Consider the following 14,972-nt stretch of genomic DNA (forward strand, 5'->3'; position numbering starts at 1 on the left):
TCGTTATGCAGACCGTTTAAAGTCCCCCACCTTATCGGTTACTGGACTTCATTTTTTACTTAGGATGAGTGTAGTGCAAACTAAAAATCGAATTAACAATAAACACATCGCCTATATTGATTTTAAGCAACATCTTCTGCTGCTCGCTCTTCCTCTGTGTCTTATTTGCACTATTATCATTTTTACCCCAGCTATTGAACAAACTTACTTATACTTAACGTTGATTATTGTCGGGTATCTGGCCAGCTATGCAATTAGCTTTTACATATATAAGCAAAATATGTTACGACTTTGGCAGCATTTGGAACAGGTTATCCATATCAATGATACAACCTACGAGTTAGTTAATTTATCGAATAAGTATGACTCTGAAAAATCATTTCTAGACGCACTATTACAAAAAGCGGTATCCGCTGTAGATGATGCAGAAATGGGCAGTATTATATTGGTAGACAATATGACTGATCGGTTACAGTTTGCCTCCGTTATAGGCCTAAATATGGATGCCCTGCAAAATGTTAACTTTACGCTAAAAGAAACCTTTCTATATCGTTTAACTAAGGGGCGTTTTCATAAAACGGTTGTCATTAGTAACATCAATGCTAAAAGCGCCAAAAATGATGACCCATTTTTTCTACCAGATGCATCAACAAAACCTATTTGTTCAACATTATCCAGTCCAATTAGGATTAAAGGACAACTTTATGGAATGATGAATTTAGACAGTACTAAGGCGGGAACTTTTGGGGACTACGATATTAGTCTAGTCAATATTTTAACATCCGAGGCCGCTAACGCGATTTCGTTGTATCAGAAGTCGAAAGAAATAGAAAGTTTGGCTAATAATGATGGATTAACCGAACTTTATAATCGTAAAAAATTTGATGCTGCCGTTCTGCAATGGCAACATGATCCCAATTTAGGGAGTTACATCATTATTTTGGATATGGACAACTTAAAACCATTAAATGATCAACATGGGCATCAAGCAGGTGATGATGCACTGAAAATGTTGGCTAACTCGCTAAAGTCAATGTGGCATCCACATTTTTTAGTCGCTCGTTATGGTGGTGATGAGTTTGTCGCGTTATGCCATGGCCCAATTGAAATATTGATGAGACAAATGACAAAAATGCAAGATGAACTAACGCAGTTAACACCTGCAATTCATTTTAGCTATGGTCTTGCACAGTATGAGCAAGATTGGGAGAGTGCGTTTAAGCAAGCAGACAACAATATGTACAGTCAAAAGGAGTTTAAAAAAACAGCATCAAAAACAAACTAAGCTAAAAACTCAATTAGCCTATTTAAGTTGCACCATTATAATAGTAGCAATATGTCACCACTATCACTGAAAGCTTCCTGTTCAATCAGCGCTTCGGCTTTATCTTCTAAATCAAATCGACATTGTTCAAACAAGTGAACCGCGTTATGTTCATTAACCACTTGATGGTCGCAAAGCGCACTGATTAATGCAAAGCTTGCAAAACAGTTAATATGCATTCCCTGCTGCTGAGCAATAAATCTAACTTGATTTGTTTCCATATAGAGTTGATCGGTAAAAATCACGCTTTGATTCATTAACTCGACACCTTTTGAGCAAGTGACTGTCGCAGTTTTTCCATAACAGGATCGGTATCAGGAGTAACTCCACGCCATAGGTTAAAGCTTTTAGCTGCCTGACCAACCAACATCCCTAAACCATCAGCTGTCTGATGTGCGTTTTGGTCTTTGGCCCACTGATTGAAGACCGTAGCATGCTGACTATAAGTCATGTCATAACAGTCTGTTGTTTCATCGATAATAACACTCGGCAGAGATATTAATTGCCCTGATAAACCTGCTGAGGTTGAGTTAATCACTAAATCAAATGGTGACTGGATTTCCTCAATCGGTTTAGCAAAAAAGTTACCATAATCGCAAAACAAGGTTTGCAACTGTTGTGCTTTTTCATGAGTTCGATTACAGATAACTAATTGAGCAACATGATGCTGTAAAATTGGCAATATACACCCTCTTGCAGCGCCACCAGCTCCAATTAATAATACATGCTTATCTTTGAGTGGCCCGAACTGCTTTTCAAGATCATTTACCAGCCCCACCCCATCGGTATTATCGCCGTATATTTTACCATCTTCAGTAAACGTCAACGTATTCACCGCACCCGCTAATTGAGCTAACTCACTGAGTTCATCACAAAGCGCATAAGCCTGCTCTTTAAACGGGGCGGTGATATTGGCACCTTTCGCACCTTTTTTTATAAAGGTGCGCAGGGTTTCCTCAAATTGATCGACCGGTGCAAGTATTGTTTGGTAACTCATATTTTGCTGGGTTTGCTTAGCAAACTCACTATGAATATACGGTGATTGACTTTGTGCAATCGGATTACCTAATACGGCATATAAATCGGTCATCAATTATCTTCTCTCTAATACAGCATGTTCATACTCAATTGGATTTACTTTGTATAAGCACGCGGTAAGTCAGATGGTGTGGTGTAACGTTCGCGTAGCTTGTCCTGACGACTTTGCGTACTTTGCTCTTTTCCATCAATGTACATTTTGACTACATGACTACTGTATTCGAATGGGTCTCCATTCCAGATAACAATATCAGCAACTTTACCTTCAGCAATTCTACCGCTGTCGATGTTAAACACATCCGCTACATTAGCCGTCATTGAGGCTAAAGCCGCATTATAATCCATACCATTAGCAACGGCATTGCCTGCACTATAACGTAGGCTATACACATTATGGCTATCGCCGATATTGGATAATATAACTTTGACACCCGCGGCATTTAATTTGCCCGCATTGCTTAAATCATTATGCAAAGAGTCAAAGCTTTCAGGTAAGTTACGCATTGCATCAATAATCACCGGCACATTGGCTTTAGCTATTTCATCAGCAATTAATACCGCATCCGCTGCGCCAACAAAAATAACATTTAGCTTAAAACGCTGTTTAATTTTGAGCACGGCTAACATGTCGCTAGCACGATCGGCGGCAACGATAAGCGGCTTTTCCCCTGCAAGTAACTGATTGATAATTTCGTCAGCGGCTTCTGGCTCAGCGTCTTCATTATCTTTACTTTTTTTGCCTTTAGCGGTCTTTTCAAGTGACTTTTGCGCTTTTTCAAGCTGAGTAACTAATTGCTGTAAATACGCCGCTCGAGATCCCTCATGGTTAGCGCCTAGCTCAACAAATACTGCGGTATTAGTTTGTTTAACACTATCCCACCCACCCGTTAAATCGATAACAAATGTTTGACCAGCAAAGATATCCTCACCACCACCTGAAGTAACAACATTGCGGGTAATGCCACCTTTGCGAGTAAACGCTATGCTGCTGGCTTTTGGATTGTAGGCATAGCTAGGATCAAAAGTAATATCCGCTTTTTTATCTTGAGCATCGCCAGATTCAGTTACCGCACTGATCTCAACTAGTCCCAGTATGTTCATTGAACCTATAAACCCAGGGGTAACAACGCCCCCTTTGGCATCGATAACCTTATCGACCTCATATGCTGCAAGGCTATTTGCCGTATTTACCGAAGTAATAATGCCATCTTTAACGACAACTACAGCGTTTTCTAGTACGCCTTGTTCTGTGGCTGTATGTACAGTGGCATTAGTAATTGCAAATGATTCAGCTAACGCCAAACCCGATGTACCTAACATGGCACTTGCCATCGATAAGGCAAGTAACGTTTTTGTCATTTTCTTCATGTTATTGGCCTTATTCCTGTCCAAGTAAAAAGTCACTTTGAGCTTGATAGCGCGCATCTTTATCATCGAAGACTTTTGCACCATCAATAAATACTTGCTCAGCTTTAGCGTAGACACTAAACGGATTTACGTTCCAAATAACTACATCAGCGTTCTTACCTACTTCTAATGAACCTGTCTTATCGGCAATGCCTAAAGACTTAGCAGCGTTAGTCGTAATCCAGCTAATGACTTGTTCTTCTGTATAATTAAAACCATTGGCATTTGCATTGTGCATGATTTTGGCACTTTCTTGATTCAAGCGTTGAATCGTGACAGGAGAATCTGAATGCACAACCGCACAGGAGTTTTTAACAGCATCAACAATGGCAACATTTTCAAGTACCATATCGTATGCTTCTAACTTGAATCCCCACCAGTCTGGCCACATAGCAGCACAGTTTCCATTTTCAGCTAACGTATCGGCAATTTTGTAAGCTTCAATTGCATGGTGGAATGTGCCAGAGTGATAGTTAAACTCTTTGCCTAAATCAATCATCATCACCATTTCTTCGGCTTTATAACAATGATTATGAATCAGGATTTCACCTTCTAACACTCCTTGTAAAGTATCTAGGGTTAAATCGCGCTTAGGTGCAACGGCATTTTTTCCTGCAGCATAATCGGCTTCATACTTATCCCAAGCACGCTTATATTCAGTCGCTTCAATAAACGCCTGGCGATAACCCGCCATATTGCCCATACGTGTCATCGGTGGTTCATTGCGGCTACCGTAAAGCGACTTAGGGTTTTCACCACAGGCCATTTTCAAACCATAGGGCGCATCTGGAAACTTCATGCCTTGCATGCTTTCAGATGGGACATTTTTTAATGTCACACCTCTACCACCGATTAAATTAGCTGAACCCGGCAAGATCTGCATCGTGGTTACGCCACCTTCTCTAGCCCGATTAAAGCCAGGGTCCTGCGGCCATACGCTGTGTTCAGCCCATACTTCCGCCGTCACAGGATTGGTCATTTCGTTACCGTCGTTATGCGACTCAGCATTAGGGCTAGGATAAACCCCCAAATGAGAATGCACATCAATAATACCAGGAGTGACCCACTTGCCTTTCGCATCGACGACAGTGGCGTCATCTGCAACTAAATTTTGCCCAACAGCACTAATCTTGCCATCAATAATAATCAGGTCAGCATTTTCGATTTTCTCACCAGTACCAGTTAACACTGTTGCATTTTTGATTATCGTTTTTTTACTGGGTAAGGCTTGATAAGTACTCGGATAAGGATTTTTATTAATTGTTACTTTTGGATCTTGAGCTTCTGATTGGTTGCATCCGATAAGGGCAGCAGTGACAGCAATCATCACTAAAGATGGCATCATCTTAGTCATTATTGTTCTCCTTTGAAATTGAGGTCAATTTAGCAAGATAGTCGAACAAACAACATAAAAAAATTTAACTAAATCGTTTCAAAACATTAACCCAAAGTTGTCATTGGTTGTTGCTGGTAAGAAAAAGATTAAATGATATATAATAATTAACAAACAAATAGACGGTATCACAATGAATTGGCTGAAGAAAATTTTCGAAAAACAGCAAGTAGATCATCACAGAGATGCTGAGCAATCTAATGCTTATGATTTAATTGGTGGTGATAAAGTGATAAGAGCGATTGCCCATGAATTTTATCAACAAATGCAACAACGACCAGAAACTCAAACACTACTGGCACTTCATCGCGCACCAATAGCAGAATCTGAAGCCAAGCTATATGAATTTTTAACTGGTTGGCTCGGCGGACCACCACTTTATCAACAAAAATATGGTCATCCGGCACTCCGCGCCAGACATATGCCATTCTCAATAGATGAATCTATGCGTGACCAATGGCTAATTTGTATGCGGGCAGCTATTGATAAATGTATAAAAAAGCCTGAACATCGTCATGCGATTATTCAGGCTATTTCAACTTTAGCTGATCACATGCGTAATCAGTAAATAGCTAACACTTACTTGTTCAGCCCTAGCCAGTCTTGCGGTTTAAGGTAGTACTCATATAATTCAGCCTCTGGAGTGTCCGCTTCTGGCGTAAAGCCATATTCCCAACGAACTAAAGGCGGCATAGACATTAAAATAGACTCTGTGCGCCCCCCCGTTTGTAAGCCAAACAAAGTGCCTCGGTCATAAACTAGATTGAACTCAACATAGCGTCCACGACGATAAAGCTGAAATTGCCGCTCTTCATCTTGGTATTCCAATGCTTTATTACGCTCAACAATAGGCTCGTAGGCTTCAATAAAACCATTACCCACAGCTTGCATAAACGCAAAACTTTGCTCAAACCCTGGCTCATTTAGATCATCAAAAAACAATCCACCGACACCACGAGTCTCATTACGATGGGGTAAGAAGAAATACTCATCACACCATTTTTTATATTTAGGATAAACGTCTTCACCAAATGGCAGACATAAATCATGTGCAGTTTGATGCCAACTAACAACATCTTGCTCAAACGGGTAATAAGGCGTTAAATCAAATCCACCACCAAACCACCAAACGGGATCAGCACCTTCTTTACTGGCAATAAAAAAGCGCACATTAGCATGGGTTGTTGGAATATAAGGATTATTTGGATGAATAACTAATGACACTCCCATAGCCTCAAAACTTCTACCCGCTAATTCAGGACGATGTGCTGTGGCTGACGCAGGCATTGCTGCACCCATAACATGAGAAAAGTTAACCCCTGCTTGTTCGAATACATTTCCTTGGGTTAATACCATACTGGTGCCACCACCACCCTCTTCACGCTTCCAAGACTCGGCATTGAAAGTCGACTTGCCATCAAGCGCAGTTAAACGCTGACAAATTAGTTGCTGAAGTGACAATAAAAATGTTTTTACTTGTTCTACATTAGGTACAACTAAGGTATCTGAGCCTTTTTGCATAAAATTAGTTTCCATTTCTAATAACGTGTCCAGTGCGTGCATCAATAATAGTCGAAGGTTGGCGCTGTTCGCCTAATGCTCCCACCACTAACGCATCAATTTTGCCGTTAAAATCGGTTAAAATTTGCCTTGCTTGGATTGCGGGCGCTTCTCCCGCTAGATTAGCACTGGTTGATACTAACGGTTTGTGCAGCGTGTCGCAAAGGGCGCGCACAGTAGGATGTGCTGACACCCTAACGGCAATAGAAGAGAATTCACCACACAATAATGATGAAACATTCGACTTAATGGGCATAACAAACGTAAATGGACCAGGCCATTTAGACAGCACAAACTCAAGCTGAACTGAGGTTAACTGAGATTCATCGACATAGTTAGCTAATTGCTCATAATGACTGGCAATCAAGATTAGTCCTTTTTGCCATGGCCGTTGCTTTACATCGAGTAGTTTTTGTATAGCAATCTCGTTATCGGGATCACAGCCTAATCCAAATACAGCCTCGGTTGGGTAAGCAATTACGCCACCTTTAGAAATAACGTCAACTACAGCATCGGGTTGCAATTGCAACATGATTAATCCTTAACACAAGTTAAATTATAGTGACCGTTTGTATTTACAGGCTTTTTGAGGACATTCTAAACGATAGCCTGCGGCCCCTTTGCGTTCGACTAAAATGCCAAAACCACAATCAGGACACGGCTCATTAACAGGCGGGTAATTAACAATATATTTGCATTTTGGGTACGCACTACAGGCAAAAAACGTTTTACCATAGCGGCTAGTACGCGACTCTAACTGTCCTTTTTGACAATGTGGACATGTTATCGCTTCCCCTTCATTACTGTGATCATGCTTTTCAATATGATGGCATTCCGGGTAGTGAGTACAACCAATAAAAATACCAAATCGCCCAGATTTAACCGCCAATTCATGCCCACATTCAGGGCAACTTGAACCAGCAATCACTTGGGTCTCTATCGACTCGTGTTGTACTAAAGGCCGGGTATAATCACATGTCGGATAATTATTACAACCAACAAAACTGCCATGTTTGCTATGCTTTAGCGATAACTCGCAGCCACACTTTGGGCAGAGTTCATACTCTTTTTCTAAAGCATGCTCATGGGCAGTAAATAATTGTTGATCAATTTTTGACATGACTCATCTAATTGTTATGTTTGATTTGAATAGGCTTTATCTAAATTAGAACAATTTTACCCTATCGGGATCGAAAAAGGAGGCATAGCCTCCTTTTTATTTAATGCTTAGCAACACTACGAATGCAAATGGCCATCTGGCTGCTCGAAGATTAAATCTTCCATTTGTTCATAAGCGGATTCATTTCCAGGGACATTGAATAACACCATCAATACCACCCATTTTAAATCTTCCAATACCAATATAGGCTCATCTAAATCCATCACTCTGTCGATAACCATTTCTCGGGTTTCAACACTTAAGACTTGGATTTGCTCTAGAAACAATAAGAAGCCGCGACATTGAACATCTAACTTAGCTGCCTCTTGTTTAGTATAAATACGGAAAGAATGCTGTGCATGGTTACATAAATACGGTTTATCACTTTCTTGTAAGTCCGCTAAACGTTCAAGCCATGCCAAGGCTTTAATAATATCGACCTGATGAAAACCGGCACGTGTCAGTTCCTTGGTTAATTCATCTTCATCAACCAATAACTCTATTTCGCTATGGACATAGTTCTCAAATAAATACATGAGGATATCAAACATGGCTAACTCCTCTTTAGTCTGACGTAACCACCGGGCACTACTGCAACCCACCCTTGTAACTCAAGTTCAAGCAATTCTACTAACACCAGATCTATCGGTTTTCCACTGTGCTCGACTACTGCATCAACTGTTGTAGTCTCATACCCTACACTTGTTAACAGACTAGCTAACTGCGAAGGAAATGGCAAATTACTCATTTCGCTTGCTTGTATATGGTGACGATGATGCAATTGTACAAGGTGATACTCAGATAAACACCCTAATTCTTCTATTATATCGGCAGCATCCTCCACAAGTTTTGCCCCATTTTTAATTAAATCATGGCAACCTTGATGATATCCCGCCACCGCCGACCCTGGAACAGCAAAAACTTCGCGGTTTTGCTCCATTGCTAATCGAGCCGTAATCAGTGAGCCACTTTTACGCGCAGCCTCAACAACAACAGTCCCTAAACTCAAACCACTTACTATGCGGTTACGTTTAGGGAAATGCCCCGCTACCGGACTCACTTTAGGCCAAAACTCACTAATGATGCAGCCATCTTGCTGAATATTGTCGTATAACGATTTGTGCCTTTTAGGATAGACAACATCTACCCCACAACCCAATACTGCTAATGTCACGCCATTATTAGCCACCACAGCTTTATGCGCTGCACCATCGATACCCGCTGCCATCCCACTGGTAATACTAAACCCAGAACAAGAAAGGCCACGAGCGAGACTGGCGGCCGTATCTGCGCCATGTAATGACATATTACGACTACCCACTATAGCGATTGAAGGCGGTAATAATCCGTTTACTTGCCCTTTGACAAAAAGAATTGAGGGAGGGTCATATATTTGCTGTAACAGTGGAGGATATAAAGGGTCAGATAAACAGATAAGATGATGATTATCTGCTTGCTCAAGCCAGTCGAGGGCGCTATCGACTTTATCAAAATCGATTTTACACGCCCTCAAAGATTGAGAAGAAAGCGGTAAGGCATCAGGTTCAAATTGCAGCCTTTGCCTTAACTCTTCAACATCCATGTGCACTAATAATTGTTTAATCCGAGCGGGTCCTAGCCCGGATACTGCAGAAACAACTAACCAGTCGACCAGATTATCAGAAATTATTCACCTTTAAAGGTCAAATTGGCTGGCGTGACCAATTTATCTTTTACTCTAACAGGACGATCACTCATCATAATCAAACCTAAACTGGTTTTATCAAAAACTTTAAAAACCATTAGATTACCGTGATAAACGTCAGGTACCTTAAATACTTTATCATCTGAAAAATGAGCGACTACTTTGTCATACGATGTACGTTCAATTGCCCGTACAGGCTGACCATCACTGCCTATTACCACTTCCTCGCCATCACGATAAATAGCAAAAACATGCCCAGGCTTAACGCCCGCATCTAATCCTTTATCAAGATAAACCACTTCCAGCTTACCTGCTTCACGGTTAGTGCTTACGGTAGCAATAACACTGGCTGGCACACTTAGCTCTGCAGCTGTAGGGGTGAAGTAGGCAGACATTAACGCGTCATCTTCAACAGGAATAACCGAATATCCCACTTCAGTTTCACGTAAATTACTCAGTATCTTCACCTTTGAAATATCGCCATCAGCCGTTACACGACCACTGGCACTCAGAATAATTTCTCGGCCAAGCAGCTCACCGGTTTGGGTGTCTAAAAATTCACGTCCATGTTCATAAATAGCGACCTTTTGACCTACTGGCATATTCGCATTGACATAAATAACATCATTAAGAATATGATGCTTAGAAGGGCTTTCACCGCTTAATACCATTGGCTGAGAATCTAACCAGCTTTGTTCAACTACACGATTTTGCACTAAATAAGGTTCAATGAGCGCTAAGTCGATTGCTGGAATTGCGCCACCTTTGGGCAGAATATGCCCTTCCACGCCCTTCTTGATATGTTGTTTTTTAACTAAACGTGGCTGACCATCTATAAAAACCAGTGTAAGACGATCGCCAGGATAAATTAAATGAGGATTAGCAATTTGTGGATTAACCCCCCACAATGTAGGCCAGCGCCATGGATCTTGGAGAAAATACCCTGATATATCCCAAAGCGTGTCGCCTTTTTTAACGACATATGTGTCGGGATGTCCCGCTTTTAAAGTCAGTGTATCTGCATTTAATCCAAAGATATTCAATGTTATAAAAGCAAGTAGTAATATCCGTTTCATGGTGTTGTCCATGTTATTAAGCCCTTTAATTGAGCTTTTTACTGTTATTGAAGGTCGGTAAGGATTAAAATTATCCTATTTTCTACCGTCAGTATAGCTAACTAGCTAAAATTTGTCAGACTTGTTAAGAGTTTATATATGTCATTACTTAATGTTTTACGTTTTCCGGATGAGCGTTTACGCACTGTAGCCAAGCCTGTGAGCGACTTTGGCCCAGAATTGCAAACACAAATCGATAACATGCTTGAAACAATGTACCACGAAAAAGGTATTGGTTTAGCAGCGACTCAAGTTGATTTTCATCAGCAGTTAATTGTTATGGACCTGCAGGACGAAGTTGAACGCCCAACAATCTTCATTAACCCACAAATAGTCGCCTCAAATGGCGACTTTGCTAACGAAGAGGGTTGCCTCTCTGTTCCGGGTGTTTACGCTAAAGTAGACCGTGCCGAGCATATCACCTTAAAAGCGCTTAATCGCCATGGTGAAGAGTTTACCGTGGAAGCAGACGAGCTATTTGCGATTTGTATCCAGCATGAAATGGATCACCTACAAGGTAAGCTATTTGTGGATTACTTATCGCCACTGAAGCGCCAACGCATCAAAACCAAGCTTGAAAAAGAAGCTCGTATCGCCGCTAAAGACGCATAGGACTGAATTTGAAACCGTTAAACATTATTTTTGCTGGTACGCCAGATTTTGCTGCGCGTCATTTACAAGCACTGATCTCATCAGAGCACAATGTTTGTGCCGTTTACACTCAACCAGATAGACCGGCTGGGCGTGGCAAAAAGCTGACCTCAAGTCCAGTGAAACAATTAGCGGTTGAAAATAACATTGCCGTTTTTCAGCCACCCTCATTGCGTACCGAAGACGCCCAAGCAGAACTTGCTACCCTAAACGCCGATATTATGGTGGTAGTAGCTTATGGTCTTATTTTACCTAAGGTGGTGTTAGACATGCCGCGCTTAGGTTGTATCAATGTTCACGGTTCTATTTTGCCACGCTGGCGAGGTGCTGCACCTATTCAACGCGCATTATGGGCTGGCGATACAGAAACCGGTGTGACTATTATGCAAATGGACATTGGCTTAGATACCGGTGACATGCTACTTAAAACATCACTGCCAATTGAAGATACTGATACCTCAGCAAGCCTATATGAAAAGCTGGCTCTCCAAGGACCGGATGCATTAATTGATGCCTTAGCAAAATTAAGCCAAGATATGCTGCCTGCTGAAAAACAAGATGAGTCTTTGGTCAATTACGCCGAGAAACTGTCAAAGGAAGAAGCTAAACTAGATTGGCATAAATCCGCTAAACAGTTATGGCAAGAAGTACGTGCATTTAATCCTTGGCCAGTGAGTTATTTCGAGCACCAACAAAGTAGCATTAAAGTGTGGCAAGTACGGTATGACACGACACCAAACAATGCCATGCCCGGCACTATTACTCAAGCAGATAAGCACGGTATTGTCATTGCAACAGCCGACGGCAGCTTAATTGTTGAAACAATGCAACTCCCCAATAAAAAGCCCTTGTCGGTCGCTGACATTCTTAATTCACGTGCCGATTGGTTTAGTGTTGGCACCCAATTAAATTCAGAGGCTAACTAGCATGAATGTGCGTGCATTAGCCGCCAAAGCCATTTTTGACGTACTCGAAAAGGGTATATCATTATCGGTAGCCTTACCCGATAAACAGCAATATTTAGACAGTGGTAAAGACAAAGCCTTGATGGCGGAAATTTGCTATGGGGTGATGCGCCAGTTACCTCAACTAGACAAATGCGTCAGCGACTGCCTAGAAAAACCGTTTAAAGGTAAACAGCGCATTGTTTATCAGCTGTTACTTGTTGGCTGTTATCAACTTTACTTTACCCGTATACCCGCCCACGCAGCTATTTCAGAAACAGCTGAAGCTTGCAGACAACTGAAGTTTGACGGTTTGGTTAAAGTGGTCAATGGCGTACTGCGTAATATTCAACGTAATGAAATGCCGCTCAATACAGATATCGAGACCTTGCGCTATAACACGCCAGCCTGGTTTATTAAGCGATTACAACAAGCTTACCCTGAACAATGGCAAGATATAATTGAACAGAGCCACCAGCGCCCGCCCATGTGGTTGCGCAACAATCAGCAATTACACCGTCGAGAGGCGTATATAGCCACGTTAGCACAGCATAATATTGATGCCAGCGAAGGTCCAAGCCCAAATGCTATTTTGCTCGACAGCCCAAAAGATGTAAACGCCTTGCCAGGCTTTATGGATGGCGCAGCTTCAGTACAAGATGGTGCGGCGCAATGGGCGGCAACCTTGCTAGCACCACAAAATGGCGAGCTCATATTAGATGCTTGTGCTGCCCCCGGCGGTAAAACCTGTCACATAATTGAGCAAGCTCCCCAAGCAAACGTCATAGCGGTCGATTTTGACGAAAAACGTTTGGTGCGAGTACAACAAAACCTCGACAGATTGAATTTAAAAGCGCAAGTTATTCATGGTGATGCAGCTAATATTGATCTATGGTGGCAAGGTGAAAAGTTTGACCGCATCTTACTCGATGCACCATGCTCAGCAACCGGAGTGATTCGCCGTCATCCTGATATTAAATGGTTACGTAAGAATAAAGATATTGAAGAATTAGCCATATTACAGCAGCAAATATTTGATCATTGCTGGCAGTGGTTAAAACCGGGTGGCACATTACTTTATGCAACATGTTCTATTTTGCCCGAAGAAAATAGCCAGCAGGTGACACAATTTTTAGCGCGCACACCCGATGCGCAATTAGTGCCAATTAGTCAGCAATCAAATGCACAGGATATTGGCTGGCAGATCCTTCCTGGCCAAGACAATATGGATGGTTTCTACTACGCTCGCTTAGTTAAAGCACAGTAAGGATATTTGCAAGGTTATGAAAATTATTATCTTGGGCGCAGGGCAAGTTGGCGGCACATTGGCAGAAAACTTAGTCGGTGAGAATAACGACATAACCCTCGTTGACAATGACCGAGCTAGACTAAGAATACTTCAGGACAAGTTTGATTTACGCGTAGTGGTAGGCCATGGGGCGCATCCTAGCGTATTAAAAGAAGCCGGTGCAGAAGATGCCGATATGTTAATTGCGGTCACTAACAGCGATGAATGTAATATGGCAGCCTGTCAAATTGCTTATTCACTGTTTGGTACTCCCACTAAAATTGCCCGCATCCGCTCAGAACCTTATTTAGATCTGCGCGATAAACTATTTATTAACTCTGAAGTAAAATCCGGTGATACCAAACCCCGTGGCGGTTTTATCATTGATGAACTCATCGCACCAGAACAGTTAGTCACTGCTTACATACATCGTTTAGTCCAATACCCAGGCGCACTGCAAGTACTTGAATTTGCAGAAGGTAAGCTGAGTCTAGTGGCGGTACGAGCCTACTATGGCGGCCCCTTAGTCGGTAACGCGCTTGCTACCCTGCGTGAACATATGCCCAATATTGATACCCGGGTTGCAGCTATTTTCCGTCAAGGTAAAGCTATCATGCCCCGTGGTACCACCATTATTGAAGCCGATGATGAAGTGTTTTTTGTCGCTGACAGCCGCCATATTCGTGCAGTAATGAGTGAAATGCAAAAGCTGGATAACTCATATCGCAACATTATGATTGCTGGCGGTGGTAATATTGGTTTTGGTTTAGCTAAGCGGTTACAAAAAAATCATTCTGTTAAGTTGATTGAGCATCGCCAAGAGCGAGCTGAAATGTTGTCAGAAAAGCTTGAAAACACCACGGTTTTCTGTGGTGACGCATCGGATCAAGAGCTGCTAACTGAAGAACATATCGACCAAACAGATGTATTTATTGCGGTCACCAATGATGATGAAGCCAATATTATGTCAGCCCTGCTTGCTAAGCGATTAGGTGCGAAGAAAGTCATGGTGTTAATTCAGCGCGAAGCCTATGTCGATATAGTTCAAGAAGCTAATATCGACATTGCTATTTCTCCACAACAAGCGACTATTTCAGCATTACTGACACATATCCGCCAGGGCGATATTTGTAACGTTTATTCATTACGCCGTGGTGCAGCTGAAGCGATTGAAGCGATTGCTCACGGAGACTCCAGCACATCTAAAGTCGTGGGCAAAAAAATCAGTGATATCAAACTGCCACCAGGTACTACCATTGGCGCCATTGTGCGTAATGATGAAGTGCTGATGGGCCACGACAAAACCGTTATTGAACAAGGAGATCATGTGATTCTTTTCTTAGTAAATAAGAAATTTATTGGCGATGTTGAAAAACTGTTCCAACCGAGCGCGTTTTTCTTTTAATCCA

Annotated in this window: 16 protein-coding genes; 6 read left to right on the forward strand and 10 right to left on the reverse strand. The window is 41.8% G+C overall.

Annotated elements, in window-relative coordinates:
* The first annotated feature begins 73 nt into the window (after window positions 1-73).
* Window positions 74-1,285, forward strand: coding sequence for a diguanylate cyclase domain-containing protein (locus ACRWQN_RS01345; protein WP_434939532.1), 1,212 nt, complete (start codon window positions 74-76; stop codon window positions 1,283-1,285).
* Window positions 1,286-1,320: 35 nt separating this feature from the next.
* Here the strand turns inward: ACRWQN_RS01345 and ACRWQN_RS01350 are convergent, their stop codons facing one another.
* The 4 genes from ACRWQN_RS01350 to ACRWQN_RS01365 are packed head-to-tail and all read right to left on the reverse strand — an operon-like array spanning window position 1,321 to window position 5,123.
* On the reverse strand, window positions 1,321-1,581 hold the full coding sequence (locus ACRWQN_RS01350) for a DUF1488 domain-containing protein (protein WP_434939533.1): 261 nt from the start codon (window positions 1,579-1,581) through the stop codon (window positions 1,321-1,323).
* Window positions 1,581-2,414 (reverse strand): shikimate dehydrogenase, encoded by an 834-nt coding sequence (gene aroE, locus ACRWQN_RS01355; protein WP_434939534.1) that lies wholly within the window; start codon window positions 2,412-2,414, stop codon window positions 1,581-1,583. The genes ACRWQN_RS01350 and aroE overlap by 1 nt, the downstream gene beginning before the upstream one ends.
* Before the next feature lie 44 nt (window positions 2,415-2,458).
* Window positions 2,459-3,730 (reverse strand): amidohydrolase family protein, encoded by a 1,272-nt coding sequence (locus tag ACRWQN_RS01360; RefSeq protein ID WP_434939535.1) that lies wholly within the window; start codon window positions 3,728-3,730, stop codon window positions 2,459-2,461.
* A 10-nt stretch (window positions 3,731-3,740) separates the two neighbouring features.
* Complete coding sequence (locus ACRWQN_RS01365; RefSeq protein WP_434939536.1) at window positions 3,741-5,123, reverse strand: amidohydrolase; 1,383 nt, start codon at window positions 5,121-5,123, stop codon at window positions 3,741-3,743.
* 172 nt (window positions 5,124-5,295) lie between these two features.
* Here ACRWQN_RS01365 and ACRWQN_RS01370 point away from each other — a divergent pair, with 172 nt between their 5' ends.
* The gene (locus ACRWQN_RS01370; protein ID WP_434930836.1) at window positions 5,296-5,730 is read left to right on the forward strand and encodes a group II truncated hemoglobin; all 435 of its coding nucleotides are present in this window, start codon (window positions 5,296-5,298) and stop codon (window positions 5,728-5,730) included.
* Between the two features lie 11 nt (window positions 5,731-5,741).
* On the opposite strand, the gene hemF is transcribed toward ACRWQN_RS01370, so the two are convergent.
* From hemF to ACRWQN_RS01400, 6 genes are all read right to left on the reverse strand, one after another.
* Window positions 5,742-6,683, reverse strand: a complete 942-nt coding sequence (hemF, locus tag ACRWQN_RS01375) for an oxygen-dependent coproporphyrinogen oxidase (protein WP_434939537.1) — start codon at window positions 6,681-6,683, stop codon at window positions 5,742-5,744.
* A 4-nt stretch (window positions 6,684-6,687) separates the two neighbouring features.
* Window positions 6,688-7,254: an L-threonylcarbamoyladenylate synthase gene (locus ACRWQN_RS01380; protein ID WP_434939538.1), complete on the reverse strand. Its 567-nt coding sequence runs from the start codon at window positions 7,252-7,254 to the stop codon at window positions 6,688-6,690.
* Window positions 7,255-7,278: 24 nt separating this feature from the next.
* The gene (locus ACRWQN_RS01385) at window positions 7,279-7,842 is read right to left on the reverse strand and encodes a DNA topoisomerase family protein (protein ID WP_434939539.1); all 564 of its coding nucleotides are present in this window, start codon (window positions 7,840-7,842) and stop codon (window positions 7,279-7,281) included.
* A gap of 116 nt (window positions 7,843-7,958) precedes the next feature.
* Window positions 7,959-8,432 carry a DUF494 family protein gene (locus ACRWQN_RS01390; protein WP_226412314.1) on the reverse strand — a complete coding sequence of 158 codons (474 nt, stop codon included), beginning with the start codon at window positions 8,430-8,432 and terminating at the stop codon, window positions 7,959-7,961.
* Between the two features lie 2 nt (window positions 8,433-8,434).
* Entirely contained in the window at window positions 8,435-9,463 is a 1,029-nt protein-coding gene (dprA, locus tag ACRWQN_RS01395) for a DNA-processing protein DprA (protein WP_434940584.1), read from the reverse strand.
* An 83-nt stretch (window positions 9,464-9,546) separates the two neighbouring features.
* Entirely contained in the window at window positions 9,547-10,653 is a 1,107-nt protein-coding gene (locus tag ACRWQN_RS01400) for a LysM peptidoglycan-binding domain-containing protein (protein WP_434939540.1), read from the reverse strand.
* A gap of 126 nt (window positions 10,654-10,779) precedes the next feature.
* Here ACRWQN_RS01400 and def point away from each other — a divergent pair, with 126 nt between their 5' ends.
* The 4 genes from def to trkA are packed head-to-tail and all read left to right on the forward strand — an operon-like array spanning window position 10,780 to window position 14,968.
* Window positions 10,780-11,292 carry a peptide deformylase gene (def, locus tag ACRWQN_RS01405; RefSeq protein WP_434927649.1) on the forward strand — a complete coding sequence of 171 codons (513 nt, stop codon included), beginning with the start codon at window positions 10,780-10,782 and terminating at the stop codon, window positions 11,290-11,292.
* An 8-nt stretch (window positions 11,293-11,300) separates the two neighbouring features.
* On the forward strand, window positions 11,301-12,257 hold the full coding sequence (fmt, locus tag ACRWQN_RS01410; protein WP_434930835.1) for a methionyl-tRNA formyltransferase: 957 nt from the start codon (window positions 11,301-11,303) through the stop codon (window positions 12,255-12,257).
* Window position 12,258: 1 nt separating this feature from the next.
* Window positions 12,259-13,542 carry a 16S rRNA (cytosine(967)-C(5))-methyltransferase RsmB gene (gene rsmB, locus ACRWQN_RS01415; protein WP_434939541.1) on the forward strand — a complete coding sequence of 428 codons (1,284 nt, stop codon included), beginning with the start codon at window positions 12,259-12,261 and terminating at the stop codon, window positions 13,540-13,542.
* A gap of 16 nt (window positions 13,543-13,558) precedes the next feature.
* Window positions 13,559-14,968, forward strand: a complete 1,410-nt coding sequence (gene trkA, locus ACRWQN_RS01420) for a Trk system potassium transporter TrkA (RefSeq protein WP_434927652.1) — start codon at window positions 13,559-13,561, stop codon at window positions 14,966-14,968.
* Window positions 14,969-14,972: the final 4 nt, after the last annotated feature.

Source organism: Shewanella sp. HL-SH8 (assembly GCF_051165765.1).
Classification (GTDB): domain Bacteria; phylum Pseudomonadota; class Gammaproteobacteria; order Enterobacterales; family Shewanellaceae; genus Shewanella; species Shewanella glacialimarina.